Origin of the sequence: Allobosea sp. UNC402CLCol (assembly GCF_000745475.1) — a bacterium.
Lineage (GTDB): Bacteria > Pseudomonadota > Alphaproteobacteria > Rhizobiales > Beijerinckiaceae > Allobosea > Allobosea spartocytisi.
Genome location: NZ_JQJJ01000013.1, coordinates 368484 through 392821, shown reverse-complemented (window position 1 = coordinate 392821; position 24338 = coordinate 368484). Strand labels below are relative to the sequence as shown.

24 protein-coding genes are annotated in these 24338 nt (G+C 67.4%); 9 read left to right on the top strand and 15 right to left on the bottom strand.

The genetic code is table 11. The annotated features are described in order from the left end of the window. Positions 1–9: 9 nt before the first annotated feature. From GY40_RS26655 to mutM, 9 genes are all read right to left on the bottom strand, one after another. On the bottom strand, positions 10–363 hold the full coding sequence (locus GY40_RS26655; protein WP_051988243.1) for a hypothetical protein: 354 nt from the start codon (positions 361–363) through the stop codon (positions 10–12). A 5-nt stretch (positions 364–368) separates the two neighbouring features. Next, the gene (locus tag GY40_RS18115) at positions 369–983 is read right to left on the bottom strand and encodes a LysE family translocator (RefSeq protein WP_038365006.1); all 615 of its coding nucleotides are present in this window, start codon (positions 981–983) and stop codon (positions 369–371) included. A 76-nt stretch (positions 984–1059) separates the two neighbouring features. Then, on the bottom strand, positions 1060–2187 hold the full coding sequence (gene recF / locus GY40_RS18110; RefSeq protein ID WP_038365003.1) for a DNA replication/repair protein RecF: 1128 nt from the start codon (positions 2185–2187) through the stop codon (positions 1060–1062). A 13-nt stretch (positions 2188–2200) separates the two neighbouring features. Continuing rightward, positions 2201–3316 carry a DNA polymerase III subunit beta gene (gene dnaN, locus GY40_RS18105; protein WP_038365001.1) on the bottom strand — a complete coding sequence of 372 codons (1116 nt, stop codon included), beginning with the start codon at positions 3314–3316 and terminating at the stop codon, positions 2201–2203. A gap of 154 nt (positions 3317–3470) precedes the next feature. Then, a complete protein-coding gene (gene dnaA, locus GY40_RS18100; RefSeq protein ID WP_051988271.1) occupies positions 3471–4934 on the bottom strand; it encodes a chromosomal replication initiator protein DnaA in 1464 nt (487 codons plus the stop codon). A gap of 841 nt (positions 4935–5775) precedes the next feature. Next, positions 5776–6042 (bottom strand): 30S ribosomal protein S20, encoded by a 267-nt coding sequence (gene rpsT / locus GY40_RS18095; protein WP_038365000.1) that lies wholly within the window; start codon positions 6040–6042, stop codon positions 5776–5778. Between the two features lie 181 nt (positions 6043–6223). Continuing rightward, complete coding sequence (locus GY40_RS18090; protein ID WP_038364997.1) at positions 6224–7207, bottom strand: threo-3-hydroxy-L-aspartate ammonia-lyase; 984 nt, start codon at positions 7205–7207, stop codon at positions 6224–6226. Positions 7208–7315: 108 nt separating this feature from the next. After that, positions 7316–8089: an enoyl-CoA hydratase gene (locus GY40_RS18085; RefSeq protein ID WP_038364994.1), complete on the bottom strand. Its 774-nt coding sequence runs from the start codon at positions 8087–8089 to the stop codon at positions 7316–7318. Between the two features lie 202 nt (positions 8090–8291). Then, positions 8292–9182 (bottom strand): bifunctional DNA-formamidopyrimidine glycosylase/DNA-(apurinic or apyrimidinic site) lyase, encoded by an 891-nt coding sequence (gene mutM / locus GY40_RS18080; RefSeq protein ID WP_038364991.1) that lies wholly within the window; start codon positions 9180–9182, stop codon positions 8292–8294. Positions 9183–9296: 114 nt separating this feature from the next. On the opposite strand from mutM, the gene ubiE reads away from it, so the two are divergent. Further along, on the top strand, positions 9297–10058 hold the full coding sequence (gene ubiE, locus GY40_RS18075) for a bifunctional demethylmenaquinone methyltransferase/2-methoxy-6-polyprenyl-1,4-benzoquinol methylase UbiE (RefSeq protein WP_038365308.1): 762 nt from the start codon (positions 9297–9299) through the stop codon (positions 10056–10058). 16 nt (positions 10059–10074) lie between these two features. Further along, positions 10075–11631 (top strand): 2-polyprenylphenol 6-hydroxylase, encoded by a 1557-nt coding sequence (gene ubiB, locus GY40_RS18070; protein WP_038364989.1) that lies wholly within the window; start codon positions 10075–10077, stop codon positions 11629–11631. A 123-nt stretch (positions 11632–11754) separates the two neighbouring features. Here the strand turns inward: ubiB and GY40_RS18065 are convergent, their stop codons facing one another. Beyond that, the gene (locus GY40_RS18065; protein WP_038364987.1) at positions 11755–13209 is read right to left on the bottom strand and encodes an AMP nucleosidase; all 1455 of its coding nucleotides are present in this window, start codon (positions 13207–13209) and stop codon (positions 11755–11757) included. A 160-nt stretch (positions 13210–13369) separates the two neighbouring features. Between GY40_RS18065 and GY40_RS18060 the strand changes: the two genes are divergently transcribed. Genes GY40_RS18060 through GY40_RS18050 form a run of 3 tightly spaced genes read left to right on the top strand, consistent with a single transcriptional unit; the run spans position 13370 to position 14797 of the window. Beyond that, positions 13370–13717: an ArsR/SmtB family transcription factor gene (locus GY40_RS18060; RefSeq protein WP_038364985.1), complete on the top strand. Its 348-nt coding sequence runs from the start codon at positions 13370–13372 to the stop codon at positions 13715–13717. Positions 13718–13756: 39 nt separating this feature from the next. Continuing rightward, complete coding sequence (locus GY40_RS18055) at positions 13757–14302, top strand: SRPBCC family protein (protein WP_038364983.1); 546 nt, start codon at positions 13757–13759, stop codon at positions 14300–14302. 60 nt (positions 14303–14362) lie between these two features. Beyond that, the gene (locus GY40_RS18050; protein WP_051988241.1) at positions 14363–14797 is read left to right on the top strand and encodes a VOC family protein; all 435 of its coding nucleotides are present in this window, start codon (positions 14363–14365) and stop codon (positions 14795–14797) included. 141 nt (positions 14798–14938) lie between these two features. Here GY40_RS18050 and GY40_RS18045 read toward each other — a convergent pair whose 3' ends face one another. From GY40_RS18045 to GY40_RS18025, 5 genes are all read right to left on the bottom strand, one after another. After that, complete coding sequence (locus GY40_RS18045) at positions 14939–15694, bottom strand: SDR family NAD(P)-dependent oxidoreductase (protein WP_038364980.1); 756 nt, start codon at positions 15692–15694, stop codon at positions 14939–14941. Further along, positions 15667–16704 carry a ketopantoate reductase family protein gene (locus GY40_RS18040; protein ID WP_038364977.1) on the bottom strand — a complete coding sequence of 346 codons (1038 nt, stop codon included), beginning with the start codon at positions 16702–16704 and terminating at the stop codon, positions 15667–15669. The genes GY40_RS18045 and GY40_RS18040 overlap by 28 nt, the downstream gene beginning before the upstream one ends. Positions 16705–16717: 13 nt before the next feature. Further along, positions 16718–17665, bottom strand: coding sequence for an isoaspartyl peptidase/L-asparaginase family protein (locus tag GY40_RS18035; RefSeq protein WP_038364974.1), 948 nt, complete (start codon positions 17663–17665; stop codon positions 16718–16720). A gap of 73 nt (positions 17666–17738) precedes the next feature. After that, a complete protein-coding gene (locus GY40_RS18030; RefSeq protein WP_038364972.1) occupies positions 17739–19331 on the bottom strand; it encodes an ABC transporter substrate-binding protein in 1593 nt (530 codons plus the stop codon). Positions 19332–19363: 32 nt separating this feature from the next. Continuing rightward, positions 19364–19894 carry a MarR family winged helix-turn-helix transcriptional regulator gene (locus tag GY40_RS18025; protein ID WP_051988240.1) on the bottom strand — a complete coding sequence of 177 codons (531 nt, stop codon included), beginning with the start codon at positions 19892–19894 and terminating at the stop codon, positions 19364–19366. A 157-nt stretch (positions 19895–20051) separates the two neighbouring features. Between GY40_RS18025 and GY40_RS18020 the strand changes: the two genes are divergently transcribed. Genes GY40_RS18020 through GY40_RS18005 form a run of 4 tightly spaced genes read left to right on the top strand, consistent with a single transcriptional unit; the run spans position 20052 to position 24334 of the window. Continuing rightward, positions 20052–20753, top strand: coding sequence for a creatininase family protein (locus GY40_RS18020; RefSeq protein ID WP_038364970.1), 702 nt, complete (start codon positions 20052–20054; stop codon positions 20751–20753). Positions 20754–20775: 22 nt separating this feature from the next. Then, on the top strand, positions 20776–21750 hold the full coding sequence (locus GY40_RS18015) for an ABC transporter permease (RefSeq protein WP_038364969.1): 975 nt from the start codon (positions 20776–20778) through the stop codon (positions 21748–21750). Next, positions 21747–22625 carry an ABC transporter permease gene (locus GY40_RS18010; RefSeq protein WP_038364968.1) on the top strand — a complete coding sequence of 293 codons (879 nt, stop codon included), beginning with the start codon at positions 21747–21749 and terminating at the stop codon, positions 22623–22625. Before GY40_RS18015 ends, GY40_RS18010 begins: the two co-directional genes overlap by 4 nt. Continuing rightward, a complete protein-coding gene (locus GY40_RS18005; RefSeq protein WP_038364967.1) occupies positions 22622–24334 on the top strand; it encodes a dipeptide ABC transporter ATP-binding protein in 1713 nt (570 codons plus the stop codon). The genes GY40_RS18010 and GY40_RS18005 overlap by 4 nt, the downstream gene beginning before the upstream one ends. Positions 24335–24338: the final 4 nt, after the last annotated feature.

Here is a 24338-nt window from a genome sequence, read left to right as displayed (position 1 = left end):
GGATGGCTCTCAGACTTTGACGGCCAGCAGGTGGATCGCGATCGCCAGAGCAAAAACCGCCGTGATCAACTTCGACGGCCAGGGTTTGAGGTCGAACCAGATGAATTGCAGCGTCAGCCGCAGGCCCCAGAAGGCGGCGCCCACGAGCGGCAGCACAGGGTGGACGCGGCCTTGCCCGGCCAGCCAGATCAAGGTCGCGCCATAGGCGAGGAAGACGAAGGTCAGCATCGCGTTGAGCGTCTGCGTGATCGCCGTGTTCAGGCCGCCGGATGGCGTCAAACGCTCCGGCCAGCCGAACAGACGCCGGAACGCGGCATGAAACAGCGCGAAGCCGAGATCGATGAGGCCGGCTGCCAGAGCCAAGCCGATCAGCTCCGCGTTGCGATCGTGGCGGCTGCGCCGGCCATCACGCCGCCGGTCGTCCGGTTGATCCAGCGCATCGCGCGCGGGCTGGCGACGAGGCGCCGGGCCCGGTCGGCCGCATAGGCATAGGCCATCAGCGTCCCCGTGATGATCGGGGCGATCAGCGCGGCGACTTCGACGAAGGCCAGCGTGCTCATCGCGTTGAGGTCGATCACCAGCGGCAGGATCGACAGGAAGAAGACCATGACCTTGGGATTGCCGAGCGTCAGCGCAATGCCGCCGAGGAACAGGCGCGCACCCTCGCCGCGGGCGGCAGCGGAGGGCTTCGGTGCTTCGGCCGGCGCCGTCCAGGCCTTGTAGGCGAGGTAGAGCAGATAGGCGCAGCCGGCATATTTGATCGCGACGAAGACGCCGTGGAAGCTCTGCATCAGCACGCTCAAGCCCAGCGCGGTCAGTGCGAACCAGACGAGATCGCCCGCGACGATGCCGGCGAGGAACGGCAAGGAGCGCCGGAAGCCCGATGACAGCGAGCGCGCGACCAGCGCCGCGATGGCGGGGCCGGGCGAGGCGACGGCGAGGAAATACACGCTGGCGAACAGGGCAAGGCTGGAGATGTCCATGGAAAGCCTCCGAGACTGCCCGCGAGATTAGCAGGAACCTGACGAAGCGTCCCATCGCAAGCCGTGGCCTGACCGATCAATCGAGCGGATCGATCCGCCCCGGCGTCACCGAAAAGCGCTGCGCGCCGGCCGGCAAATCGCCGAACAAGGCAGCGTCGGCACCGGTCATCCAGACCTGGCAGCCGAGCCCGGTCAGCCCGCCGTAGAGCGCCGCGCGGCGGCGCGGATCGAGATGGGCGGCAATCTCGTCGAGCAGGACCAGCGGCGCGATGCCGCTCATCGCGGCGACCAGCCTGGCATGGGCGAGCACGAGCCCGATCAGCAGCGCTTTCTGCTCGCCGGTCGAACCCTGGCCGGCTGGAATATCCTTCGGCCCGTGCCGGACCTCGAGATCGGAGGCTTGCGGCCCCGCGAGCGTGCGCCCGGCGGCACGGTCGCGGTGGCGGCCCTGACGCAGCAGGTCGCGATAGGCGTCCTCCGCGTCGACGGCCGGCAGGCGCGCGACCAGCGCGTCGATCTCGCCGGAGAGCTCGATATCCGCGAAAGGGAAGGGCGAGGCCTCGTCTCGCGTCTCGGCGATGATGGCGGAGAGCCGCGCCACCGTCTCGGCCCGGGCGGCGGCGACCGCGACGCCGAGTTCGGCGACCTCGCGCTCGACGGCGTCGAGCCATTGTCCCTGATTGGGGCTCTCTTCCAGGATACGGTTGCGCGAGCGCAGAGCCCGCTCCAGCGCGTTCGAGCGGGTCGCATGGCCGGGATCGATCGCCAGCACGAGACGGTCGAGGAAACGGCGCCGGTCGCCGGCGGCGCCGCGGAACAGCCCGTCGAGATCGGGCGTCAGCCAGACCAGCCGCAGATATTCGCTGAAGGCCAGCGCCGAGCCGGCGGTCGTGCCGTCGATGCGGGCGATGCGCGGGCGGCGCCCTTCCGCATCGAGTGGTCCGAGCCCGATACCAAGCCGGCCGGCCTCATCGGCCAAGGTGATGGACGCGGCGAAGCTGCCGTCGCCGCCCTGGCGCGCCATGCCGGGCAGCTCGGCCCGGCGCAGGCCACGGCCGGGCGCGAAGAGCGAGAGCGCTTCGAGGATATTGGTCTTGCCGGCACCGTTCTCGCCGATCAGCGCAACGATTTGACCCTCGACCGGGAGATCGAGGGCCTCGTAGGAACGGAAATCCTGCAGGATCAGGCGCGTAACGGCCGTCACGGCCGAAAGCCCTTCACACGCGCATCGGCATCAGCACATAGAGCGCGGAGGCGCCTTCGCGGTCCTGGATCACGGTCGGCGAACCCGGGTCGGCGAGCTTCAGCAGCGCCGTGTCGCCGTCGAGCTGGGCGGCGATGTCCATCAGGTAGCGGGCGTTGAAGCCGATATCGAGCGGGCTCGCCTCGTAATCGACCTCGATCTCCTCGGTCGCCGAGCCGGAATCCGGGTTGGTGACGGAGAGCGTCATGCGCCCGTCCGCCATCGAGAGCTTCACGGCCCGGCCGCGCTCGGAGGAGATCGTCGAGACGCGGTCGACGGAAGCGGCGAAATCGCCCCTGTCCACCGTCAGCCGCTTGTCGTTGCCGGAGGGGATGACGCGCTGATAGTCGGGGAAGGTGCCGTCGATCAGCTTCGACGTCAGCACGACATCGGCGGCGGCGATGCGGATCTTCGAGCCGGAAAGCTCGACCGCGACCTCGCTCTCGCCATCCTCCAGCAGCTTCTGGATCTCGGCCACGGCCTTGCGCGGCACGATCACGCCGGGCATGCCGGCCGAGCCCTGCGGGGCGGCGGTGTCGACCCGGGCGAGCCGGTGCCCGTCGGTCGCGACGGCGCGCAGCACCGGGCGGCCATCGACATCGATGGTGTGGAGATAAATGCCGTTGAGATAGTAGCGCGTTTCCTCGGTCGAGATCGCGAACTGGGTCTTGTCGATCAGGCGCTTGAGCTCGCCGGCCGGCAGCACGAAGCGATGCGCCATCTCGCCGGCGGTGATGTCCGGGAAATCGCTTTCCGGCAAGGTCTGGAGCTGGAAGCGCGAGCGGCCCGAGCGCAGCACGAGGCCGGTGTCGCCGGTGGTCTCCAGCGAGACCTGCGCGCCGTCCGACAGCTTGCGGACGATGTCATAGAGGGTGTGCGCCGGCACGGTCGTCGCGCCGGACTCGGTGACATCGGCCGGAATCGTCTCCACCACCTCGATGTCGAGATCGGTCGCCTTGAGGCGCAGGCCTCCATCAGTGGCGCTGAGCAGCAGGTTCGACAGGATCGGGATGGTGTTGCGGCGCTCCACCACGCGATGCACGTGGCCGAGCGATTTGAGCAGCGTGGAACGTTCGACCGTGACCTTCATGATTGTCTAGTCTTCTGACGCTAGCCGCCCAGGCATGACGGCCCGGGCCCGAATGAATGGCCAGCGACATTGCCGGACAGCAGCCGGGCGCGCAAGGGCCGCGCATCCCGGCAACCACAACCATTTGGCAGGACAGGCGCGAGCGGCCGCTCCCTCACTCCTGCAGCATGCGCTTCAGGAGATCGACCTCCTCATGCAGCGAGCGGTCCTCGCTGATCGCCTTCTCGATCTTGCGCACGGCATGCAGCACCGTGGTGTGATCGCGCCCGCCGAAGCGCCGGCCGATCTCGGGCAGCGAACGCGGGGTCAGCGCCTTCGACAGATACATCGCGATCTGGCGCGGCTTCACGACCGCGGCCGTGCGGCGCTCGGAGAGGATATCGGCGCGGCTGACATTGTAGCGCGTCGCGACCAGCTTCTGGATGTCCTCGATCTTGACCCGGCGCGGCTCGCGCGTCCGCACGAGGTCGCGGATGGCCGCCTCCGCCGTCTCCAGCGTCACGAACTGGCCGGACAGCGTCGCATGGGCGAGCAGCCGGTTGGCAGCGCCGTCGAGATCGCGGCCATTGGTGGCGACGACGCGGGCGACATAGGCCACCACATCCGGGCTGACCTGGAAGTTGGGATGGGCGCTCTGCAGCGCTTCCAGCCGGGTCGCCAGGATCTTGGCGCGCAAGGCTTCGTCGAGTTCGCCCACTTCGACAACCAGACCGCCGCCCAGCCGCGAACGGATGCGCTCGTCGAGGGCCTCGAGCTCGCCGGCAAGGCGGTCGCCGGCGACGACGATCTGCTTGCCCGCATCGAGCAGCGCGTTGATCGTGTGGCCGAACTCCTGCTGGATCGACTTGCCCTGGATGAACTGCACGTCGTCGACGACGAGCAGGTCGATGCCGCGCAGCTTCTCCTTGAAGGCCAGCGCCGTCTGCGATTTCAGCGCCGCGACGAAGCCGTACATGAAGCGGTCCGCCGTGAAATAGGCGACGCGCTTGCCCAGCCGCCTGGCTTCCTGCGCGATGGCCTGCAGCAGATGCGTCTTGCCCAGGCCGACACCGGCATGGAGATAGAGCGGGTTGTAAGGGCTCTGTCCGGCCGGCGCCGCCGCGATGCGCTCGGCCGCGGCGAAGGAGAGCTGGTTCGACTTGCCGACGACGAAGTTCTGGAAGCTCATCCGCCTGTCGAGCGTCGTGCCGCAGACATCGACCAGCTCGGGTTCGCCGGACTGGGCGGTCGCCGCGCCGGGCTTGGCCGCCTCGGCCGGGACCGGTGTCGTCGAAGAGGCGGGGCGGCTGCGCATCACGGCTTCCGCCAGCGGCGCCGGCGTGGTGTCGCGTGAAGCCTGGCGGACCGAGAGCAGCACGCCCTTCGGCGCCGGCAGCTCGGCGATGCAGTTCACCCGCAGCCGCTCGGCGTAATGGGCCTCGAGCCAGCTTTTCAGGAAGCGAGTCGGGACGGTGAGATAGGCGATGCCCCCCACGATGCCGGCGATTTCGAGCCGGGCGAACCAGCTCGAGAAGACATCCTCGCCGAGTTCGGCACGCAGGCGCCGGCGCACACGCTCCCAGGCGTCCTGGAGCGACGCGTCCTCTGCTCCGACCGGAGCAGTCTCCTCGACCGCCATTGTCACCACCACCGACGCTGCCTCGACCGTATCTCCGATTTGCTGCCGCTCGAACATCAATGGCCCCATTTGCTTCAAAATTGAACACGCCTTCGGAGGGGCGATTGCAGAGGCAACCGCCTTCCCGGCGCTGTTGTCCGGTTAAAAAGGATCCCGGCCCGGCAGGCGCATCCGCCCGACAGGTCAGGAAATCCCGGTTCTGTCGATTACGCTTGGAAGGCTCGCCGCTGGCTGGAGCCGCGCTTCATCTCAATACAGAAGACAAAGAGCCGCATTCTCCAACCTCCCTGGTCGCGAGCCAAAACACCGATAATCTATGGAAACCGCCACCGCGTTCATTGCTGTCCGCCCGGCGATGAAGTGACCTTACAGGGCGCGCTCGACGGGCTGCAATATCCCTTTCAGCCGGCTTCGGAGCGAGGTGGCTTCCGCCCCCCGGATCGAACGGGGTCGGGGGGCTGCAATTGGTTGGGGAACTTAATCTTTTCTTTACAGCGGGCGCGCTCGCGGCGGCCGAATCTTTTTTTTCAAAGGGGCGAATGGGTGCCTTGGAGTCGCCGCGATTCTCTCACCTCAAAATCCTTTGCCCGCTAAGGTGATGAAAAATAATGACTTTCCATGTGCGGCAGACTCTCGCTGAAGCAGCGATTCCGCGCCCCGAAAGCGCCCGGAGAGTCAAGTCCGTAAAGCCGTGGAAAGATTGCCGAATCGGCTTGCCGTAACGATTTTTTTCTTCCGTGGCGGCGCGTGGCGAGGCGGCAACAGGGGGCCTTGAAGCCAACAAAAAAGCCCGGCGTCGAGCCGGGCTTTTAAACGATGCGATGCGGCCCGCGAAGGTGGCTCAGGAGGCCAGCGCGCCGATGCGATGGGCGAGACGCGAAACCTTGCGCGAGGCGGTGTTCTTGTGAACCACGCCCTTCTGCGCGGCGCGCATGATCTCGGGCTGGGCAGCCTTGAGCGCCTCGGCCGCGGCGGCCTTGTTGCCCGTGGCGATCGCCTCTTCGACCTTGCGCAGGAAGGTGCGCATGCGCGAGCGGCGGTTCTTGTTGACCTCGGTGCGCCGCGCGATCTTGCGCGTGGCCTTCTTGGCCGACGTCGTATTGGCCATCCAAACGTCCTCGTCTTCATCACGGTCCGTCGCCTGGCGTTGAGCCGGCGGTTCTGACCGCTACCTTGCTGGAAACACGTGAGCGGCGGCCGAGCTTGCGCGGGCCGCCGCGAGTGGTGGGGCTATAATCGCTCGCGCGGCCGCCGTCAACGCGGAATCCGCGTGAGCTTTACCATGAGGCTCACACTGACGGCGCGATGAAGCGGGCGAAGCTCGCCAGATCGACATTGCCACCGGAGAGAATGACGCCGACGCGCCGCCCTTCGACGGGCACGGCGCCGGTGAAGGCCGCCGCCGCAGCGAGGCAGCCGGTCGGCTCGACGACGAGCTTCATGCGCTCCGCGAAGAAGCGCATCGCGTCGATCAGCGCCGCGTCGCTGACCGTGACGATGTCCTCGACGTCGCGCTGGATGATCGGGAAGGTGAGATCGCCGAGGAAGGCGGTCTGCGCCCCGTCCGCGATCGTCTTGGGCACGCCGATCTTCACGATCTCGCCCTTGCGCAGCGACTGCTGCCCGTCATTGCCGGCCTCCGGCTCGACGCCGAAGATCCGGCAGCCCGGATTGAGCGCCTTCGCCGCGAGCGCCGCGCCGGCGAGCAGCCCGCCGCCGCCGAGCGGCACGATCAGGATGTCGAAGGGGCCGGCATCCTCGATCAGCTCCTTCGTCGCCGTGCCCTGGCCGGCGATGACATGGGGATGGTCGTAAGGGGGGATGATCGTCAGCCCGCGCTCGCTGGCGAGGCGATCCCCGATGGCGAGCCGATCCTGCGTATAGCGGTCATAGCGCACGACCTGCCCGCCATAGCCCTCCGTTGCCGCCACCTTCGCGGCTGGCGCGTCGTTCGGCATGATGATCGTGGTCGGCACGCCCAAGAGCTGGCCCGCATAGGCGATGGCCTGGGCATGGTTGCCGGAGGAGAAGGTGACGACGCCGGCCTTCTTCTGCGCGGGTGAGAGCGAGGCGATGGCGTTGTAGCCGCCGCGGAACTTGAAGGCGCCCATGCGCTGCAAATTCTCGGGCTTGAAGACCAGGCTCGCATTCGTCCGCCGGTTGGCGGTGGCGGAGCTCATCGCCGGCGTGTGGTGGGCGATGCCCTTCAGCCGCTCGGCCGCCGCCTCGACATCGGCATAGGTCGGGAGGGACGGTCCGGTCTGGGCGTTCATGGCGGGAAATCCTGCTGGCGAAAGACGTGTGCTATCTGCCAGCAGGAGCGCCGGTCCATCAAGGCGGGGCCGCTCGACGCCGCCATGCGGCAGGCGATGGCCGGTTGCTCAGGCGTTCCTGAAATCCGGCTTCCGCTTCTCGGCGAAGGCGGACATGCCTTCCTTCTGGTCGGCGGTGGCGAAGAGCGAGGAGAAGACGCGGCGCTCGAAGCGCAACCCCTCCTGAAGGGTTACCTCGAAAGCGCGCTCGACCGCCTCCTTCGCCATCAGCACGGAGGGCAGCGACTTCGTGGCGATCGCCTCGGCCGCCTTCAGCGTCTCGGTCAGCAGGTCGGCGAGCGGCACGACGCGCGCGACGAGTCCGGAGCGCTCGGCTTCCTCGGCATTCATCATCCGGCCGGTGAGGATCAGGTCCATCGCCTTGGCCTTGCCCACCGCCCTTGTCAGGCGCTGCGTGCCGCCGGCGCCGGGGATGACGCCAAGATTGATCTCGGGCTGGCCGAACTTCGCGTTATCCGCCGCGATGATGAAGTCGCACATCATGGCAAGCTCGCAGCCGCCGCCCAGCGCGAAGCCCGCGACCGCCGCGATGATCGGCTTCTTGCGCCGGCCGATCCGGTCCCAGTCCTCGAACTTGTCGTCGAGATAGGTGCCCGGGAAGGTGCGGCCATGCATCTCCTTGATGTCGGCGCCGGCAGCGAAGGCCTTTTCCGAGCCGGTCATGACGATGCAGCCGATGCCGTCATCCCGGCCGAAGCCGTCGAGCGCCGCATTGATATCGTCGATGAGCTGGCCGTTCAGCGCGTTCAGCGCCTGCGGTCGGTTGAGCGTGATCAGCCCGACCTTGCCCTTCGTCTCGACGAGAATGGTCTCATAAGCCATGGCGGCCTCCCGGATGGTCCTGCTCCGCCAGCTTTAGCGAGCGGCGCGAGAGCGGTCCATGCGCGTTGCGCACATCCGCGCATTCGCTGTCTCCCCCAGCGCGTCATGCTCGGGCTTGACCCGAGCATCTCGTGCAAGAGGAGGCTCCAGTGTCACTTCCGGCCGGAGATTCTCGAGTCAAGCCCGAGAATGACGCGTGTCTCTACCGCCTCGGCTGGCAGCTCTCGCAATAAAACGTCGAGCGGCCCGACTGCACTAGGCGCTTCACCAGCTTGCCGCAGCCGGGCGTGACGCAGGTCTCGCCCTCGCGGTCATAGACCTTGAAACGGTGCTGGAAATAGCCGAGCGAGCCGTCGGCATGGGCGAAGTCGCGGAGCGTCGAGCCCCCGGCCGCGACGGCCTCCTCCAGCACCTCGCGGATGATGCGGGCGAGCTCATGCGCCTTCTCGCGCGGCCGCCCCGTCGGCGTCGCGATCGTTCCGGCTTCCGCCTCTGGATGGAGCCCGGCCCGGAACAGCGCCTCGCAGACATAGATATTGCCGAGGCCCGCCACGAGCCGCTGGTCGAGCAGCGCGGCCTTCAAGGGCGCGAACTTCCCCGCGAACAGCTTCGCCAGCGTCTCGCCGGAGAGTTCGTTGCCGAGCGGCTCGATGCCCATCCCGGCGAAATGCTTCGATGTCGCCAGTTCGGCGCGGGGAACGAGATCCATGAAGCCGAAGCGGCGCACGTCATTATAGGTGACGCGCGCGCCCGTCCCCATCTCGAACACGACATGGTCGTGGATCAGGTGCCGACCGATCTCGTTATAATAGGAGCCCGGCTCGGTCGGGGGCGTGCCCGGCGCCTCGACGATGAAGCGCCCGCTCATGCCCAGATGCATGACGAGCGCCTGGCCGTCGTCGAGATCGGCAATGAGATATTTCGCGCGGCGCGACAGCGCCTCGATGCGCCGGCCGGTCAGCCGCTCGGAAAAATGATCGGGCAGCGGAAAGCGCAGGTTCGGCCGGCGCAGCTCGACGCGTGCGAAGCGCTCGCCCAGCAAGGCGGGCTCCAGCCCGCGCCGGACGGTTTCGACCTCGGGTAGCTCCGGCATATCAGCGACCTCAAATAAAGCCTGCGTCGAGAGGGCCCGCGACAAGCCCGCCGCCTTTGGCTATTGATCGGCTCAGGCGAATACAAGACAGATTTGCACAAGGCCGGCCCGACCGTGACAGCAGCTTCCGACACCACCCATTTCGGCTTCGAGACGGTGAAGCTCGCCGAGAAGCAGGCCAAGGTCGACGACGTCTTCCACAAGGTCGCAGACCGCTACGACCTGATGAACGACATGATGTCGGGCGGCCTGCACCGGGCCTGGAAGAGCGCGCTGCTGACCGCGATCAACCCACCGAAGGATCGTGCCTTCCATCATCTCGACGTGGCCGGCGGCACGGGCGACGTCGCCTTCTCGGTGCTGGAGGCCGGCGGCCCTGAGACCGATGTCACCGTGCTCGACATCAATGCCGACATGCTGCGCGTCGGGCGCGAGCGGGGCGAGAAGCGCTTCCCGGATAATGATCGCATCCGCTTCGTCCAGGGCAATGCCGAGGAACTCGGCCTGCCCGACAACCATTTTGATTGCTACACCATCGCCTTCGGCATCCGGAACGTGCCGCGCATCGACAAGGCCTTGGCCGAGGCCTATCGCGTGCTGAAGCGCGGCGGGCGCTTCCTCTGCCTCGAATTCAGCCATGTCGACGTGCCCCTGCTCGACAAGATCTACGAGACCTATTCCTTCAGGGTGATCCCGCCGATGGGCCGCATGGTCACCGGCGAGGCCGAGCCCTACCAGTACCTCGTCGAATCGATCCGCAAGTTCCCGAAGCCACAGGCCTTCGCGGGGATGATCGAGGATGCTGGCTTCCGCCGCGCGAAATTCACGCCGATGACCGGCGGCGTCGTGGCGCTGCATTCCGGCTGGAAGCTGTGATGCTGGCTGCGGCGGCATGATCTCCTCCTTCTTCCACATGCTGCGCGGCGTGCGCGTCGGCTTCGTGCTGGCGCGCGAGGGTGCGCTGGCGCTCGTCGACCCCTCCGTGCTGCCGCCGCTGGCACGAGGCCTGATCCGTGTCGGCCGGCTGATCGAGCGGCGCGGCGCCGGTTCTTCCGCGACCCGCCTCGCGGCGGCGCTGACGCGGCTCGGCCCCTCCTACGTCAAGTTCGGCCAGTTCCTGGCGACCCGGCCGGACGTCGTCGGCATGAAGATCGCCGAGGATCTGTCCGCCCTGCAGGACCGGATGCCGGCCTTTTCGATGGCGGAGGCGCGCGCCATCGTCGAGGCTGCGCATGGCGTGCCGCTGGAGACGCTGTTTCCCGAGTTCAGCGAGCCGGTCGCGGCTGCCTCGATCGCTCAGGTCCACCGCGCCCGGCTGAAGGATGGCCGCGAGGTGGCGGTGAAGATCCTGCGGCCGGGCATCCGCGACCGCTTCAACCGCGATCTCGCCGCGATGCGCTTCGGCGCCGAGATGGCCGAGATGCGTTCGGCCGAGGCGCGCCGTCTGCGCTTCACCGGCGTGGTCGAGACCCTGGCGCGCTCCGTCGCGATGGAGATGGACCTCAGGCTCGAGGCCGCCGCCCTCTCCGAATTCGCCGAGAATACCAAGGAAGACACCGATTTCCGCGTGCCGGAGCCGGATTGGCAGCTCACCGCGCGCGAGATGCTGGTCGACGAATGGATCGACGGCGTCCGCCTCTCCGATGTCGAGGGCCTGCGCGCCGCCGGCCACGACCTGCCGGAGCTGGCCCGCAAGATCATCCAGTCCTTCCTGAAGCATGCGATCCGCGACGGCTTCTTCCATGCCGACATGCATCCCGGAAACCTGTTCGTCGATGCGGAGGGGCGCCTCGTCGCGGTCGATGGCGGCATCATGGGTCGGCTCGGCCTGAAGGAGCGGCGCTTCCTCGCGGAAATCCTGCTCGGCTTCATCACCCGCGACTACACGCGCGTCGCGCAGGTGCATTTCGAGGCGGGCTATGTCCCCGCCCATCACGATGTCGCGGATTTCGCCCAGGCGATCCGCGCCGTCGGCGAGCCGATCCACGACAAGCGCGCCGACCAGATCTCGATGGCCAAGGTCCTGACCCTGCTCTTCGAGATCACCGGCATGTTCGACATGGCGACGCGCACCGAGCTCGTCATGCTGCAGAAGACCATGGTGGTGGTCGAGGGCGTGGCGCGCTCGCTCGATCCGCATCTCGATATGTGGGGCACGGCCGACCCCGTCGTGCGCAGCTGGATCACCCATAATCTCGGGCCGATCGGCAAGCTGGAGGAGGCCGGGCGCGGCGCCCGCTCCCTGCTCGGCTCGCTGGCGGCGCTGCCCGACACGGTCGTTCGGGCCGAGCGCATCCTGGGCCAGCTCGAGGACGCCTCGCGCCACGGCTTTGCGCTCGACGAGCGCAGCGTCGCCGCCATCGGCCGAGCCGAGGCGCAGCGCAATCGCTGGGGCACGGCGGCGCTCTGGGTGATCGCGGCACTGGTCGCCTACGGCGTGTTCGGCTAGGTCAAGCCTCAGCCGTCATTCTCGGGCGAAGCACAGCTTCGACCCGAGAATCTCTCGCAGGAAGAGGCGCCTTTCCGTCCTGAGATGCTCGGGTCAAGCCCGAGCATGACGCGCCTCTCTAAGTTACCGAAACGGCGGCTCGTCAAAGCTCCTGAGCTTGCGCGAATGGATCGCCGAGCCGGTCTCCTTGAGCTTCTTCAGCGCGTCGAGTCCGATCCGCAGATGCTCGCCCACCGCCCGTTCGTAGAAGGCGTTGGCGGCGCCGGGCAGCTTGATCTCGCCATGCAGCGGCTTGTCGGAGACGCAGAGCAGCGTGCCGTAGGGCACCCGCAAGCGATAGCCCTGCGCTGCGATGGTGCCCGATTCCATGTCGACGGCGATGGCGCGCGACAGGTTGATGCGGCGGCGCTCCTTGGTCCAGCGCAGCTCCCAGTTGCGGTCGTCCTGCGTCACGACGGTGCCGGTGCGCAGCCGCTGCTTCAACGTATCGCCCTTCTCGCCGGTGATGTCGGCCGCGGCCTGCTGCAGCGCGACCTGCACCTCGGCCAGGGCCGGGATCGGGATGTCCGGCGGCACCAGCTCGTCCAGAATGCCGTCCTGCCGGAGATAGGCATGGGCGAGGACGTAGTCGCCGATGATCTGCGTCTGGCGCAGGCCGCCGCAATGGCCGACCATCAGCCAGCAATTGGGGCGCAGCACCGCCAGATGGTCGGTGATGTTCTTCGCATTGGACGGGCCGACGCCGATATTGACCAGGGTGACGCCGTCGCCATCCTTCCGGATCAGGTGATAGGCCGGCATCTGGAAGCGGTGCCAGGGCGCCGACATCACCCGCTCGGCCGCCGAGACGTCGACGCCGTCGCGGTCGATGCGGATGCCGCCGGGCGCGACCAGCGCCTCGGCCGTGCCGGCCTCGATCTCGGCCAGGCCCAACCGGACGAACTGGTCGACATAGCGATGGTAGTTGGTCAGCAGCACCCAGGGCTGCACCGCCCGCCAGTCGGTGCCGGTGTAATGCACCAGCCGGCGCAGCGAATAGTCGACGCGCACCGCGTCGAAGAGCGAAAGCGGCCGCGGCTCGCCCTCGACGATGTCGAAGGTGCCGTCGGCGATCTCGTCCCCGACCAGCGCGAGCAGCGGGGTCGGGAAATAGCGCGCGAGCTCGGCGGCGGTGATCTTGCCGCGCCCCAGCTCGTCGCCACCTTCGAGCGCATAGGGATAGGGGATTTCCTGCTGGCTGATGCCGGTCTCGATCATCGCGCCGTATTCGGCGACGAGCGGCTTGAGCTGGTCGAGCAGATAGCTCCTGAACTCGGCCGGCTGGGTCACCGTCGTCGAGTAGATGCCCGGCGCGGCGAATTTGGCGTAGCCGCGCCGCGTCGCCGCCGGCAGCTTGGACGGCTCGTAGCTCACCCGCAGCATGGGGTAGCGATAGCGCTCCCGCTGCTCCGGGGTCGGCGGCTCTCCGGTCTCGAAGAAGCGCTGGAGATCGCTGCGCAGCGCGCCGCGCGCCTCCTCATAGAGCCGTTCGAGGCGGTCGATGGCGGCTTCGGGCGTCGCGGCGGTCTCGAAGCTCATGGGCGGCGGCATCCTTCTCTCCCGTCGGTTCTAACCATGCGCCCTCGGTCCTGACAACAACCGGCGGTCCGCCCCGCCAGATTGGGGGAAAGGACGGCTTGACGCGGGTGGAATTCGGCATTACTAAACCAATCAGTTAATTAACTGATTGGTTTCATAGATGTCGGCGGACCCGCTCAGCCTGACCTTCGCCGCCCTCGCCGACCCGACGCGCCGCGCCATCCTGGCCCGGCTGTCGGAGGGCGAGAGCTCGGTGAAGGAGCTGGCCGAGCCCTTCGCGATGAGCCTGCCGGCCGTCTCCAAGCATCTGAAGGTGCTGGAGCGGGCCGGGCTGATCACGCGAGGGCGGGAGGCGCAGTGGCGACCCTGCCGGCTCGATCCCGGCCCGTTGCAGGACGTCTCGGAATGGCTGGAGCATTACAGCCGTTTCTGGGACCAGAGCCTGGGGCGGCTGGACGAGGTCCTGCGCGCGATCAAGGCGAAACCGCCGGGGGAACCGGGCGTTTGACGTCCAGATCTCTTCAATTGGATCAAAAGGCTTCTCGTCATGCTCAAGACAGCTCTCCTCAGCCTGCTCGGCCTCGTCGTGATCGCCGTCGCGGTGGTGCTGATCCTTGCCGCCCGCAAGCCCGACACCTTCCAGGTCACGCGCACGGCCACGATCAATGCGCCGCCGGAGCGGATCTATCCGCTCATCGCCGATTTCAAGGCCTGGGGCGCCTGGTCGCCCTGGGAGAAGAAGGATCCCGCCATGACGCGCAGCTATGGCGGGCCGGAAAGCGGGGTCGGCGCGACCTATGCCTGGGCCGGCGACAAGAATGTCGGTGAGGGCGGCATGCGCATCCTCGAGGCCAACCCGCCCGCCAGGATCGCGCTCAAGCTCGATTTTCTCAAGCCATTCGAGGCGCATAACGACGTCGTCTTCGCTCTCGCCCCGCAGGGCTCCGCGACGAATGTCACCTGGACCATGACCGGCCCGACGCCCTTCATCGGCAAGATCATGCATGTCTTCATGGATATGGACCGCATGGTCGGCGGCGATTTCGAATCCGGTCTGGCAGCGATGAAGGCGGCCGCCGAGCGGCCCGCCTGAAGCCTGTCGCCGCAGGGCCTGAACGCCGCCGATACGCGATAATCAAAGGAGGAGACGACGATGAAACTCTCGACCTATCTGATGTTCGGCGGCAATTGCCGCGAGGCCTTCACCCACTACGAGAAGGTGCTCGGCGGCAAGATGCTGGCCATGATGGACCACAAGGGCACGCCGGCCGAGGAGCACGTCCCGCCCGAATGGCGCGACAAGATCCTGCACGCCTGCCTCGAGATCGACGGCCAGATGCTGATGGCCTCGGACGCGCCGCCGGATCGCAGCGACGGCCCGATGCGCTCGGTCTCTGTCAGCGTTGGGGTCAAGACGCCGGAGGAGGCGGAACGCATCTTCGCAGGGCTCTCCGAAGGTGGCGCCAAGGTCACCATGCCGATGGCCGAGACCTTCTGGTCGCCGCGCTTCGGCATGCTGACCGACCGGTTCGGCACGAGCTGGATGGTCGGGGCGGAGATGCCGGCGGATCAGGCGAATTGCGGTTGACGCTGCCGGTTTCCTGAGGAAACACGCTGTCATCCCGGGCTTGACCCGGGATCCATCGTAAGGCTCTGCGCTCTGTGATGGATCCCGGATCTGCGCGGCTTCGCCGCTTGTCCGGGATGACGGCGTGTTTCCGAGCCGCCTCTACGAGCGCCCGCCGTCGACCGAGAGCACCTGTCCGCTGATCCAGCCGGCCTGCTCGCTCAGGAAGAACAGCGTCGCGTTGGCGATGTCCTGCGGCGTGCCGAGCCGGCGGGTGTGGATGCTCTCGACCAGCCGCTTCTGCCCTTCCGGCCCGTACGCCTCCCATTGCCGCTCGGTCGCGGGATTGGAGCGGACGAAGCCGGGCGCCACCGAATTCACCGTGATGCCATGCGGGCCGAACTCCCAGGCGAGCTGCCTGGTCAGCCCGACCAGAGCGTGCTTGGCGCTGGCATAAGCCTGAATGCCGGTGAGGCTCGGGCGCAGGCCCGCGCCCGACGAGATCGTGACGATGCGGCCATAGCCGGCCCGTCGCATCACCGGAGCCGCGGCTTGCGCCAGGAAGAAGGCGGCATCGACATTGGCGGCGAAGATGGCGCGCCAATCCTCTTCCGAGATGTCCTCGATCGGCCGGCCGACCTGCCCGCGCACGCCGCCGGCGGCATGGACCAGGAGATCGAGCCCGTCATCCGCGGAGGCGATGCTAAGGACCAGAGCCTGCGCCGCCTCGGGCGAGCCGAGATCGACGGCATGGGCGGTCGCGCCGAGGCTCCGGGCGGTCTCTTTGACGCCATCCGCATCGATGTCGGCGAGATGGACGCGCGCGCCGGCCTCTGCCAGCGCCGTGGCAATGGCGCGCCCGATGCCCTGGGCGGCACCGGTGACGAGGGCTACGCGGCCGTCGAAACGGATTTGCATCGGTCGATCAGCACCTTCAGCGTCTCGAAGGCCATCGGGCGGCGGCCTTCCTCGATGTCGTGGATGAGCGAGACCAGGGTCTCCAGCGCCGGCGTCGCGACGCCGGCCTCGCGTCCGAGCGTGGCGATGATGCCGATCTGCGGATCGACCTCGGTCCTGCGCTTGCGCACCGCAAGGTCGCGCCAGATGCCGGAATGGGTCTTGGCCGTCCGCGAGGTGTAGTCGGCGAGCCATGCGATCGTCGCGACCTGCGGCCCCTCGGGCGCGCCCGGCGCGAACACCATCGGGTCGAATTCGCCGAAGCCGAGCGAGGTGATGCCGCGCTTGCTCGCCACCGCGCCGACCTCGCGGCCGAGCGCGAGCCAGACCGGCAGGCGCTGCGGGTCGGCGAAGTTCGCCGACATCGAATCGTCGGTCAGGGCCGTGGCGAACAGCATCGCGCCATAGGCGAGCTTGCCCCAGAGATAGCCCCAGATGTTATCGGTCAGGATCGAATCCGGCTCGAACAGGCTGAGCAGGCGATGCATCTCGGCCGCCCGTTCGCTGACGGAGCCGTCGATCTCGCCGACGACCACGGCACCGCGATTGCCGTAGAGGATCTCGCCGTCGCCCAGCCAGTCGGCCCCGAAATTGACGAAGCAGCCGAGCGTGCGCCGCTCGCCGACCGCCCTGGCGATGGCGAGCTCGTTGAGCCCGTTCTGGGCGGAGAGCACGAAACCGTCCTCGGCCAGATGCGGCTTCAGCGCGGCGAGCGCGGCCTCGGTCGCTCCGGCCTTCACGGCGAGCACGATGCGCCGATAGCGGCCGTCCAGCTCCTGCGGCGTCACGGCCGGCACGACCTGCCGGAAATCCTCGACCGGTCCGGAGATGGCGAGCCCCTGCGCGCGGCAGGCCTCGACATGGCCGGGTACGACATCGACGAGGAGCACAGGCACGCCGGCCCGCGCCCAATAGGCGCCGAGCGTCCCGCCGATCGCGCCGGCGCCCCAGATCAGGATCGGTTCGCTCATCCGCGCCGGCTCATCAGGCCTGCCCGACCATCTCGACATCGCCATGGGTGGCGACGTGCAAAAGCCCGTCCGGCGTCACCCAGCCGCGATACATGCCTTCAGTGTTGTAGGGCGCGACGATCGTGCCGTCGGCGCCGACAGCCACCAGCCCGGCGCCGATCTTGTGGTCGGAAAGCTCGCCCAGAACCTCCTGCGTCGCCTGATCCAGCGTGAGGCCCTTATAGGCGATCAGCGACGCGATCTCGTGGCCGACGCAATAGCGGATGAAATACTCGCCCTTGCCGGTGCCGGAGACGGCGCAGCGCCCGTCGCGGGCATAGGTGCCGGCGCCGATGATCGGCGAATCGCCGACGCGCCCGGCCGGCTTGTTGGTGTAGCCGCCGGTCGAGGTCGCGGCGGCGAGGTGGCCCTGCGCGTCGCAGGCGACGGCGCCGACCGTGCCGTGCTTCTCGGCCTCGCTGGCTTCGGAAGCCGTGCCGACGATTTCGCGGATCTTCATCGAGGCGAGGTTCTTACGTCGCCGCTCGGTCGAGAAATATTCGTTGGGGACGGTGTCGACGCCCTCATGCTCGGCGAAGACGTCGGCGGCCGGACCGGCCAGCAGCAGCGGATCGCCGCGCAACATCAGCGCCTTGGCCGCGACGATCGGATTGCGGATGTGCTTGGCGGCGCAGATCGCGCCGGCAGCGAGCGTCGCCCCATCCATGATCGAGGCGTCGAGCTCATGCTCGCCATCGGCGTTGAAGGCGGCGCCGTGGCCGGCATTGAAATGCGGCGAATCCTCCATGACGCGCACGGCGGCCTCGACGGCGTCCACCGCCGGCCCACCCTTGGCGAGGATGGTCCAGCCGGCGCGCAACGCGCCGGCGAGGTCGGAGCGGGCCTGCGCCCATTCGGCTTCGGTCATCTCGGCCTTCGGCAAGGTGCCGCAGCCGCCGTGGATGGCGAGAGCAAGTGTCATGAAAGAAATTCCGTCGAAGTGATCTGGTCCGTCCCGGCCGGCACGGGGCCGGCCGGGAGGCGGAGGCGAAGGGTCACTTCTTAACAGGCTTGATGTCCATCGCCAGCGTGTCCTCGTCGACGCGCGGCGCGATGGTGACCTTGTCCTTCTGCATCGCCCAGGCCGAGCCGACGGCGGTGATCGGCAGGCGCGGCCGGTCCTTGGCGACGATCGCGGCGACATCCGAGAGCATCTTGTTGCGCTTGGCCTCGTCCATCTCGATGGCCGCGTCCTCGATCAGCTTGTCGACCTGCGGGTTGGCGTAGTTCTGGACGTTGAAGGCACCGAGCTTCTTGGCCGGGTCGTTCGAATGCACCAGCGAGGACAGGGTGTAGTTGGCCTCGCCCGTCAGCGTGCCCCAGCCGGACATCGCCATCGAGAAATCCCCGCGCAGGCGGGCCGGGAAGAAGACGGCGCCGGGCTGGGCATTGGCGTTCACCTCGATGCCGATGCGCGCCAGCATCTGGGCGATCGAGGTGCCGACCTGCCGGTCGCCGGGCAGGCGGTCATTGGTGAAGGAGAAGGTGACCTTGAAGCCGTTGGGGTAGCCGGCCTCCTCCATCAGCTTCTTCGCTTTGGCGAGGTCGGGCTTCAGCGCCGGCAGCTCCTTGTTGAAGCCGGCGATGGTCGGCGTCACCAGCTGGTTGGCCGGGGCGCCCAGCCCTTCCATGGCGATCTCGGCGAGCGCCGGCCGGTCGATGGCGAGGTCGATCGCCTCGCGCACCCGGACGTCCTGCATCGGGTTCTTCGGCAGGGGCGAGCCGTCCTTGGCGCTGACCTGCGGGGACTTGTCCCGCATGTCGAGCTCCATGTTGAAGAGATAGACGCTTTCGATGGTGGTGACGGTGAGCTTCGGGTCGCGCTTGAGCGTCGGCACGTCGGAAGCCGGCGCGCGCACGATGATGTCGACCTGGCCCGCCTTGAGCTGCGCGACGCGGGCGGCGTCGTTCGGCAGTTCCTTGCGCACGACCTTGGCCCAGGGCTCCTTCGGGCCCCAATAGCCGTCGAAGCGCTCGAGCACGAGCTGGTCCTTCGGCGTCCAGGACACGAATTTATAGGGGCCGGTGCCGATCGCGGCCTTGCCGGAGTTGAACGCCTCGTTGGCATTGTCCTTGGTCAGGCCGGCGGCCGCTTTGTGCGAGACGATGAAGAGGCGGATGAAGTCGTTCGGCAGGTTCGGCGCGGGCCCGTCGGTGACGACCTGCACCGTCAGCGGATCGACGATCTTCACCTCCTTGACGCGGCGGACATAGATCGTCGTCGGGTTCGGGCCGGCGACGACCGGAATGCGCTCGATCGAGAACTTCACGTCCTCCGCCGTGAAGTCCGAGCCGTCATGGAACTTGACGCCGGGCCGCAGCTTGAACTCCCAGACATTGGGCTCGATCGCCTTCCAGCTCGTGGCGAGCCGCGGTTCGAGCTGGAGCTTGTCGCCCGACCAGATCAGCGTGTCGAAGACCTGCTTCAGGGCCTCGGCATGGGTGCCGGTCGCGGTGAAGTGCGGGTCGATCGATTCCGGGCCGGCGCGGACGCCGATCGTCAGCGTCTGGGCCAGCGCGCCGGTCGAGACGGTGGCGCCGAGCAGGGCGGCGAAGGCGGCGAGACGAAAGCTGCGTGCCAGATTCATCATGGATCCCCTGTTGTTGGCGTTGATGTCGTCTAGAGTTCTTGCGGCCAGTCGGGCGAGGCGATGACGAGCTTGTCCATCAGCGTGCGGAGCTGGCGCTGCTCTTCGGAGCTGAGGCAGGCGAGCATGGCCTGCTGCTGCTCCACCATCAGCGGCATGGTCTCGTCGAAGATCTTGCGCCCGGCCGGCGTCAGATGCAGCACGTAGCTGCGCAGATCGGCCGGGTCGCTCTCGCGCTTCAGGAGGCGCCGCTGCAGCAGCTTCTGGATCGCGCGCGAGAGCGTGTTCTTCGGCAGGCCGGCCGAGGCGACGATGTTCTTCGCCGCCACGCCCTCCTTGAGGCCGACCGCATAGAGCGCGACGAAATCCGGCCGGACCAGGCCGTAGCGGGTCTCGATCCAGCGATAGACCGGGTCGTTGAAGCGGAAGGCGACGAAGTTCAGCCGGAAGGACAGCCAGCAGGGGTTTTCCCAGAGCTTGGTCACGATCAAGGGATCGAGCGCGCCCAGCGCCGCTTCGCGTGCGGGATCGACAGGCGAAAGGGGGCTCGGAGAGCGGCTCATGACGGCTGTCTCTTCGGTCAAATTAGTTCCAGATGGAACTTGACCGTATCTTGGGACGGAGTCAAGGGTAGTGCCGGGATCGCGCCATCGCAATCCATTTAGTCTATCGCATTAGTAGTTTGTCCGTCGCTCCAATGACCCAAGCAAGGAACGCACCGTGCTGGTTGCCGAGATGAACTGGATGCAGATCGAGGCGCAGGCGCGCCGCGACGATCGCTGCGTCCTGCCCCTCGGCAGCGTCGAGCAGCACGCCTATCTCAGCCTCGCGACCGATGTGATCCTGTCCGAGCGCGTGGCACAGGAGGCGGCCGAGCCGCTCGGCATTCCCGTCTTTCCCGTGCTCGCCTATGGCCTGACGCCGGGATTCTTGGATTTCCCCGGCAGCATCTCGCTGAAGCTGAGCACTTATGCGGTCCTGCTGGGCGACATCTTCGACGGCTTCTACCGCTCGGGCTTTCGCCGGATCGTGCTGGTCAACGGCCATGGCGGCAATTCGCCGGCCCAGAACTTCGCCACCGAATGGCTCGATCGTCACCCGGATGCGAGCATCCGCCTGCATAATTGGTGGGCGGCGCCGCAATTCCAGGCGGCGGTCAAGGCGGTCGACCCGGCCGCCTCGCACGCCTCCTGGATGGAGAACTTCCCCTGGACGCGGCTTGCGGGCGTGGCCATGCCCGATACGCTGAAGCCGCCCTTCAACGCCGCCGAATATCAGGCCGCCAGCCCGGCGAAGCGGCGCGAGATCCTCGGAGACGGCAATTTCCACGGCCTTTACCAGCGGCCGGACGAGGAAATGCTGGAGCTCTGGCAGGTCGGCGTCGAGGAGACCCGTGCAGCGATGGTGGAGAACTGGCCGTGACGTCGCGCCGAAGGCTTCACGGATGCTAGGCCACATCGCCTCCCGCCTGGCTCAGGCCCTCGTCGTCATGCTCGTCATGTCGGTGCTGGTCTTCGTCGGCGTCTACGCGATCGGCAATCCCATCGATGTCCTGATCGGCCCCGATGTCAGCCAGGAGCTCCGGCTCCAGACCATCGCGCATTACGGGCTCGACCGGCCGCTTTGGGAGCAGTACCTCACCTTCCTCGGCCGCGTGCTGCACGGCGATTTCGGCCGCTCCTTTGTCTTCGGCATGCCGGTGATGGATCTCATCCTGTCGCGCCTGCCGGCGACGCTGGAACTGACGCTGGCTGCGGTCTGCGGCGCGGCGCTGATCGGCATCCCCGCCGGCATCTATGCGGGCTACAGACCAGACAGCTTCGCCTCCCGGCTAATCATGACGGTCTCGATCCTCGGCTTCTCGGTGCCGACCTTCTGGATCGGCCTCGTGCTGATCATGGCCTTCGCCGTCGAACTGCAATGGCTGCCGGCCGGCGGGCGCGGCGATACCGTTTCCGTCTTCGGCGTCGAGTGGAGCTTCCTCACCTTGAACGGCTTGAGCCACCTCCTGCTGCCGGCGCTGAACCTCGCCCTCTTCAAGCTCGCCCTGATGACGCGCCTCGCCCGGGCCGGAACGCGCGAGACCATGCTCTCCGACACCGTGAAATTCGCCCGAGCAGCCGGCTTGTCCGAGTGGACCGTGCTGCGCCGCCATGTGCTGCGGCTGATCGCGATCCCGCTGGTCACCGTCTTCGGCCTCGAATTCGGCTCGACTCTGGCTTTCGCCGTTGTCACCGAGACGATCTTCTCCTGGCCGGGCATCGGCAAGCTGATCATCGATTCGATCCAGTCGCTCGACCGGCCGGTGATGGTCGCCTATCTCATGCTCGTCGCCTTCGTCTTCATCACCATCAACTTCCTCGTCGACCTCGCCTATGTCGGGCTCGATCCGCGACTCAGGAAGGGGGGCGCGCGATGACCGATGCTTCTCCAGCAGCCCGCTTCTGGGCCGAGTTCCGCGAGAGCAAGGTCGCGGTCGTGGCGCTCGCCGTGGTCGTGCTGATGATCGGCATCGCCTTGCTGGCACCGCTCGTCGCGCCGCAGGACCCTTACGACCTCGCCAATCTCTCGCTTTCCGATGCGCGCCGTCCGCCGGGTTTCGTCGGCGAGGGCGGCTATACCCATTGGCTCGGCACGGATGCGCAGGGGCGCGATCTCCTCTCGGCCATCCTCTACGGCCTGCGGATCTCGCTGGAGATGGGGCTGGTGGCGGGCGCGCTCGCCTTCACGCTCGGCGTCGCGCTCGGCATCGGCGCGGCCTATATCGGCGGGCGCTGGGAAGCCTTCATCATGCGCGTCATCGACCTGCAGCTCGCCTTCCCGGCGATCCTGCTGGCGCTCGTGCTTTCGGCGCTGCTGGGCCAGGGCAAGCTCCAGCTCATCGCGGCGCTGGCCTGCGCGCAATACGCCTATTTCGCCCGCACCGCCCATGGCGCGGCCTCGGCCGAGCGCGGCAAGGACTATGTCGAGGCGGTGCTCTCGACGCCCCTGCCCGGCTGGCGCGTGGTGCTGCGCCATATCTTCCCGAACTGCCTGCCGCCCTTGATCGTCGTCGCGACCGTGCAAGTGGCCAATGCCATCGCGCTGGAGGCGACGCTCTCCTTCCTCGGCGTCGGCCTGCCGGTGACGGAGCCCTCGCTTGGCATGCTGATCTCGAACGGCTTCCAGTACATGCTGTCCGGCCGCTATTGGATCTCGATCTATCCCGGCATCGCGCTCATCGTGCTGATCGTTGCGATCAATCTCGTCGGCGACCGCATCCGCGACCAGGTCAATCCGAGGCTGAAGCGATGAGCGACGCGCCTCTCCTTCAGGTCACCGACCTCGCCACCCATTTCCACACCCGCAACGGCGTGGTGAAGGCCGTCGACGGCGTCTCCTTTGCGCTGAAGCGCGGCGAGGTGATGGGGCTCGTCGGCGAGTCCGGCTCGGGCAAGAGCATCACCGGCTTCTCGATCATCGGGCTGATCGACGCGCCTGGCCGCGTTGAAACCGGCTCGTCGGTGAAGCTGGAGGAGCGCGAACTCGTCGGCTTGCCTTCGGCGGAACTGCGAAAAATCCGCGGCAAGCAGATCTCGATGGTCTTCCAGGACCCGATGATGACGCTGAACCCGATGCTGACCATCGGCACGCAGATCAGGCTCGCACTGGAAGCGCATGAAACGGTCTCCGGCGCCGAGGCCCGCCGCCGCGCCGTCGCAGCCTTGGCGCAGGTCCGCATTCCCGACCCCGAGAGCAAGGTCGATTTCTACCCGCACCAGTTCTCGGGCGGCATGCGCCAGCGCGTTGCCATCGCGATTGCCCTGTTGCATCGGCCGAAGCTGATCATCTGCGACGAGCCGACGACCGCGCTCGATGTCTCCGTCCAGGCCGAGATTCTCGTCGAGATGAAGGAGCTCGTCGCCGAGCTCGGCACGGCGCTGATCTGGATCAGCCACGACCTCGCCGTCGTCGCCTCGCTCGCCGACCATGTCTGCGTCATGCGCTACGGCAAGATCGTCGAGGCCGGGCCGACGCTCGATGTCCTGACCCATCCGCAGCATCCTTATACGCGGGGCTTGCTCGATGCGCTGCCCTCCCGCTCCGAGCCCGGAACGCTGCTGGCTGGCGGCGCCGGCGCGGAGGCTGCTCCGCCGCCACGTGTCGCGAAGGAGACCGCGCCGCAAACCGGCGACGCCGTGCATTACGTCCGCATCGAGCATGTCGCCAAGCGCTTTGCCCAGACGCCCGGCCTGTTCCGCAAGCTCGCGCAGAAGGCCGGCCTGTCGAAGGCACCGGCCGCTGTGCAGGCCGTCGACGACGTCACGCTGGTGCTGAAGCGCGGCGAGGCGCTCGGTCTCGTCGGCGAATCCGGCTCGGGCAAATCGACGCTCGGACGCGTCGCGGCCGGCATCTATGCGCCGGACAGTGGTTTCGTGCGCATCGACGATGCGCCGGTGATGAGCGCGGGCGACCATCCGCACAAGGTCACGACGCGCGTCCAGACGATCTTCCAGGACCCCTTCGCCTCGCTTAACCCCCGCATGAGGGTGGGTGACAGCATCGCGGAAGGTCCGCTGGCGCACGGCCTCATCAAAAGCGGCGAGGCGAAGACTTACGTCCGGCAATGGCTGGCGGCGGTCGGGCTCAACCCCGATTTCGCGGACCGCTACCCGCACCAGTTCTCCGGCGGCCAGCGCCAGCGCGTCGCCATTGCCCGCGCGCTCGCCATGCAGCCCGATGTCGTGGTCTGCGACGAGCCGGTCGCCTCGCTCGACGTCTCCATTCAGGCGCAGATCATCAACCTGCTGATCCGCCTGCGGCAGGAGCTCGATCTCACGCTGATCTTCATCTCGCATGACCTCTCGGTCGTCCGCCATCTCTGCGACCGCGTCGCGATCATGTATCGCGGCAAGATCGTCGAGAGCGGCCCGGCGGGCGAGGTCTACGACCATCCGCAGCACGACTACACCAAGCGCCTGCTCGCCGCCGTGCCGGTATTACCGGGCGCCGTGACGACCTGAGGAG

Excerpts from the sequence above, each read along its gene's own strand:
- GY40_RS18055 (WP_038364983.1), top strand. The coding sequence starts at position 13,757 with ATGCTCAAGACAGCTCTCCTCAGCCTGCTCGGCCTCGTCGTGATCGCC.
- GY40_RS18010 (WP_038364968.1), top strand. The coding sequence starts at position 21,747 with ATGACCGATGCTTCTCCAGCAGCCCGCTTCTGGGCCGAGTTCCGCGAG.
- GY40_RS18115 (WP_038365006.1), bottom strand. The coding sequence starts at position 983 with ATGGACATCTCCAGCCTTGCCCTGTTCGCCAGCGTGTATTTCCTCGCC.
- GY40_RS18015 (WP_038364969.1), top strand. The coding sequence starts at position 20,776 with ATGCTAGGCCACATCGCCTCCCGCCTGGCTCAGGCCCTCGTCGTCATG.
- mutM (WP_038364991.1), bottom strand. The coding sequence starts at position 9,182 with ATGCCGGAGCTACCCGAGGTCGAAACCGTCCGGCGCGGGCTGGAGCCC.
- GY40_RS18045 (WP_038364980.1), bottom strand. The coding sequence starts at position 15,694 with ATGCAAATCCGTTTCGACGGCCGCGTAGCCCTCGTCACCGGTGCCGCC.
- GY40_RS18090 (WP_038364997.1), bottom strand. The coding sequence starts at position 7,207 with ATGAACGCCCAGACCGGACCGTCCCTCCCGACCTATGCCGATGTCGAG.
- GY40_RS18030 (WP_038364972.1), bottom strand. The coding sequence starts at position 19,331 with ATGAATCTGGCACGCAGCTTTCGTCTCGCCGCCTTCGCCGCCCTGCTC.
- rpsT (WP_038365000.1), bottom strand. The coding sequence starts at position 6,042 with ATGGCCAATACGACGTCGGCCAAGAAGGCCACGCGCAAGATCGCGCGG.
- dnaA (WP_051988271.1), bottom strand. The coding sequence starts at position 4,934 with ATGGCGGTCGAGGAGACTGCTCCGGTCGGAGCAGAGGACGCGTCGCTC.
- GY40_RS18060 (WP_038364985.1), top strand. The coding sequence starts at position 13,370 with ATGTCGGCGGACCCGCTCAGCCTGACCTTCGCCGCCCTCGCCGACCCG.
- GY40_RS18025 (WP_051988240.1), bottom strand. The coding sequence starts at position 19,894 with ATGAGCCGCTCTCCGAGCCCCCTTTCGCCTGTCGATCCCGCACGCGAA.
- ubiB (WP_038364989.1), top strand. The coding sequence starts at position 10,075 with ATGATCTCCTCCTTCTTCCACATGCTGCGCGGCGTGCGCGTCGGCTTC.
- GY40_RS18050 (WP_051988241.1), top strand. The coding sequence starts at position 14,363 with ATGAAACTCTCGACCTATCTGATGTTCGGCGGCAATTGCCGCGAGGCC.
- GY40_RS18040 (WP_038364977.1), bottom strand. The coding sequence starts at position 16,704 with ATGAGCGAACCGATCCTGATCTGGGGCGCCGGCGCGATCGGCGGGACG.
- GY40_RS18065 (WP_038364987.1), bottom strand. The coding sequence starts at position 13,209 with ATGAGCTTCGAGACCGCCGCGACGCCCGAAGCCGCCATCGACCGCCTC.
- GY40_RS18085 (WP_038364994.1), bottom strand. The coding sequence starts at position 8,089 with ATGGCTTATGAGACCATTCTCGTCGAGACGAAGGGCAAGGTCGGGCTG.
- GY40_RS18035 (WP_038364974.1), bottom strand. The coding sequence starts at position 17,665 with ATGACACTTGCTCTCGCCATCCACGGCGGCTGCGGCACCTTGCCGAAG.
- GY40_RS18005 (WP_038364967.1), top strand. The coding sequence starts at position 22,622 with ATGAGCGACGCGCCTCTCCTTCAGGTCACCGACCTCGCCACCCATTTC.
- dnaN (WP_038365001.1), bottom strand. The coding sequence starts at position 3,316 with ATGAAGGTCACGGTCGAACGTTCCACGCTGCTCAAATCGCTCGGCCAC.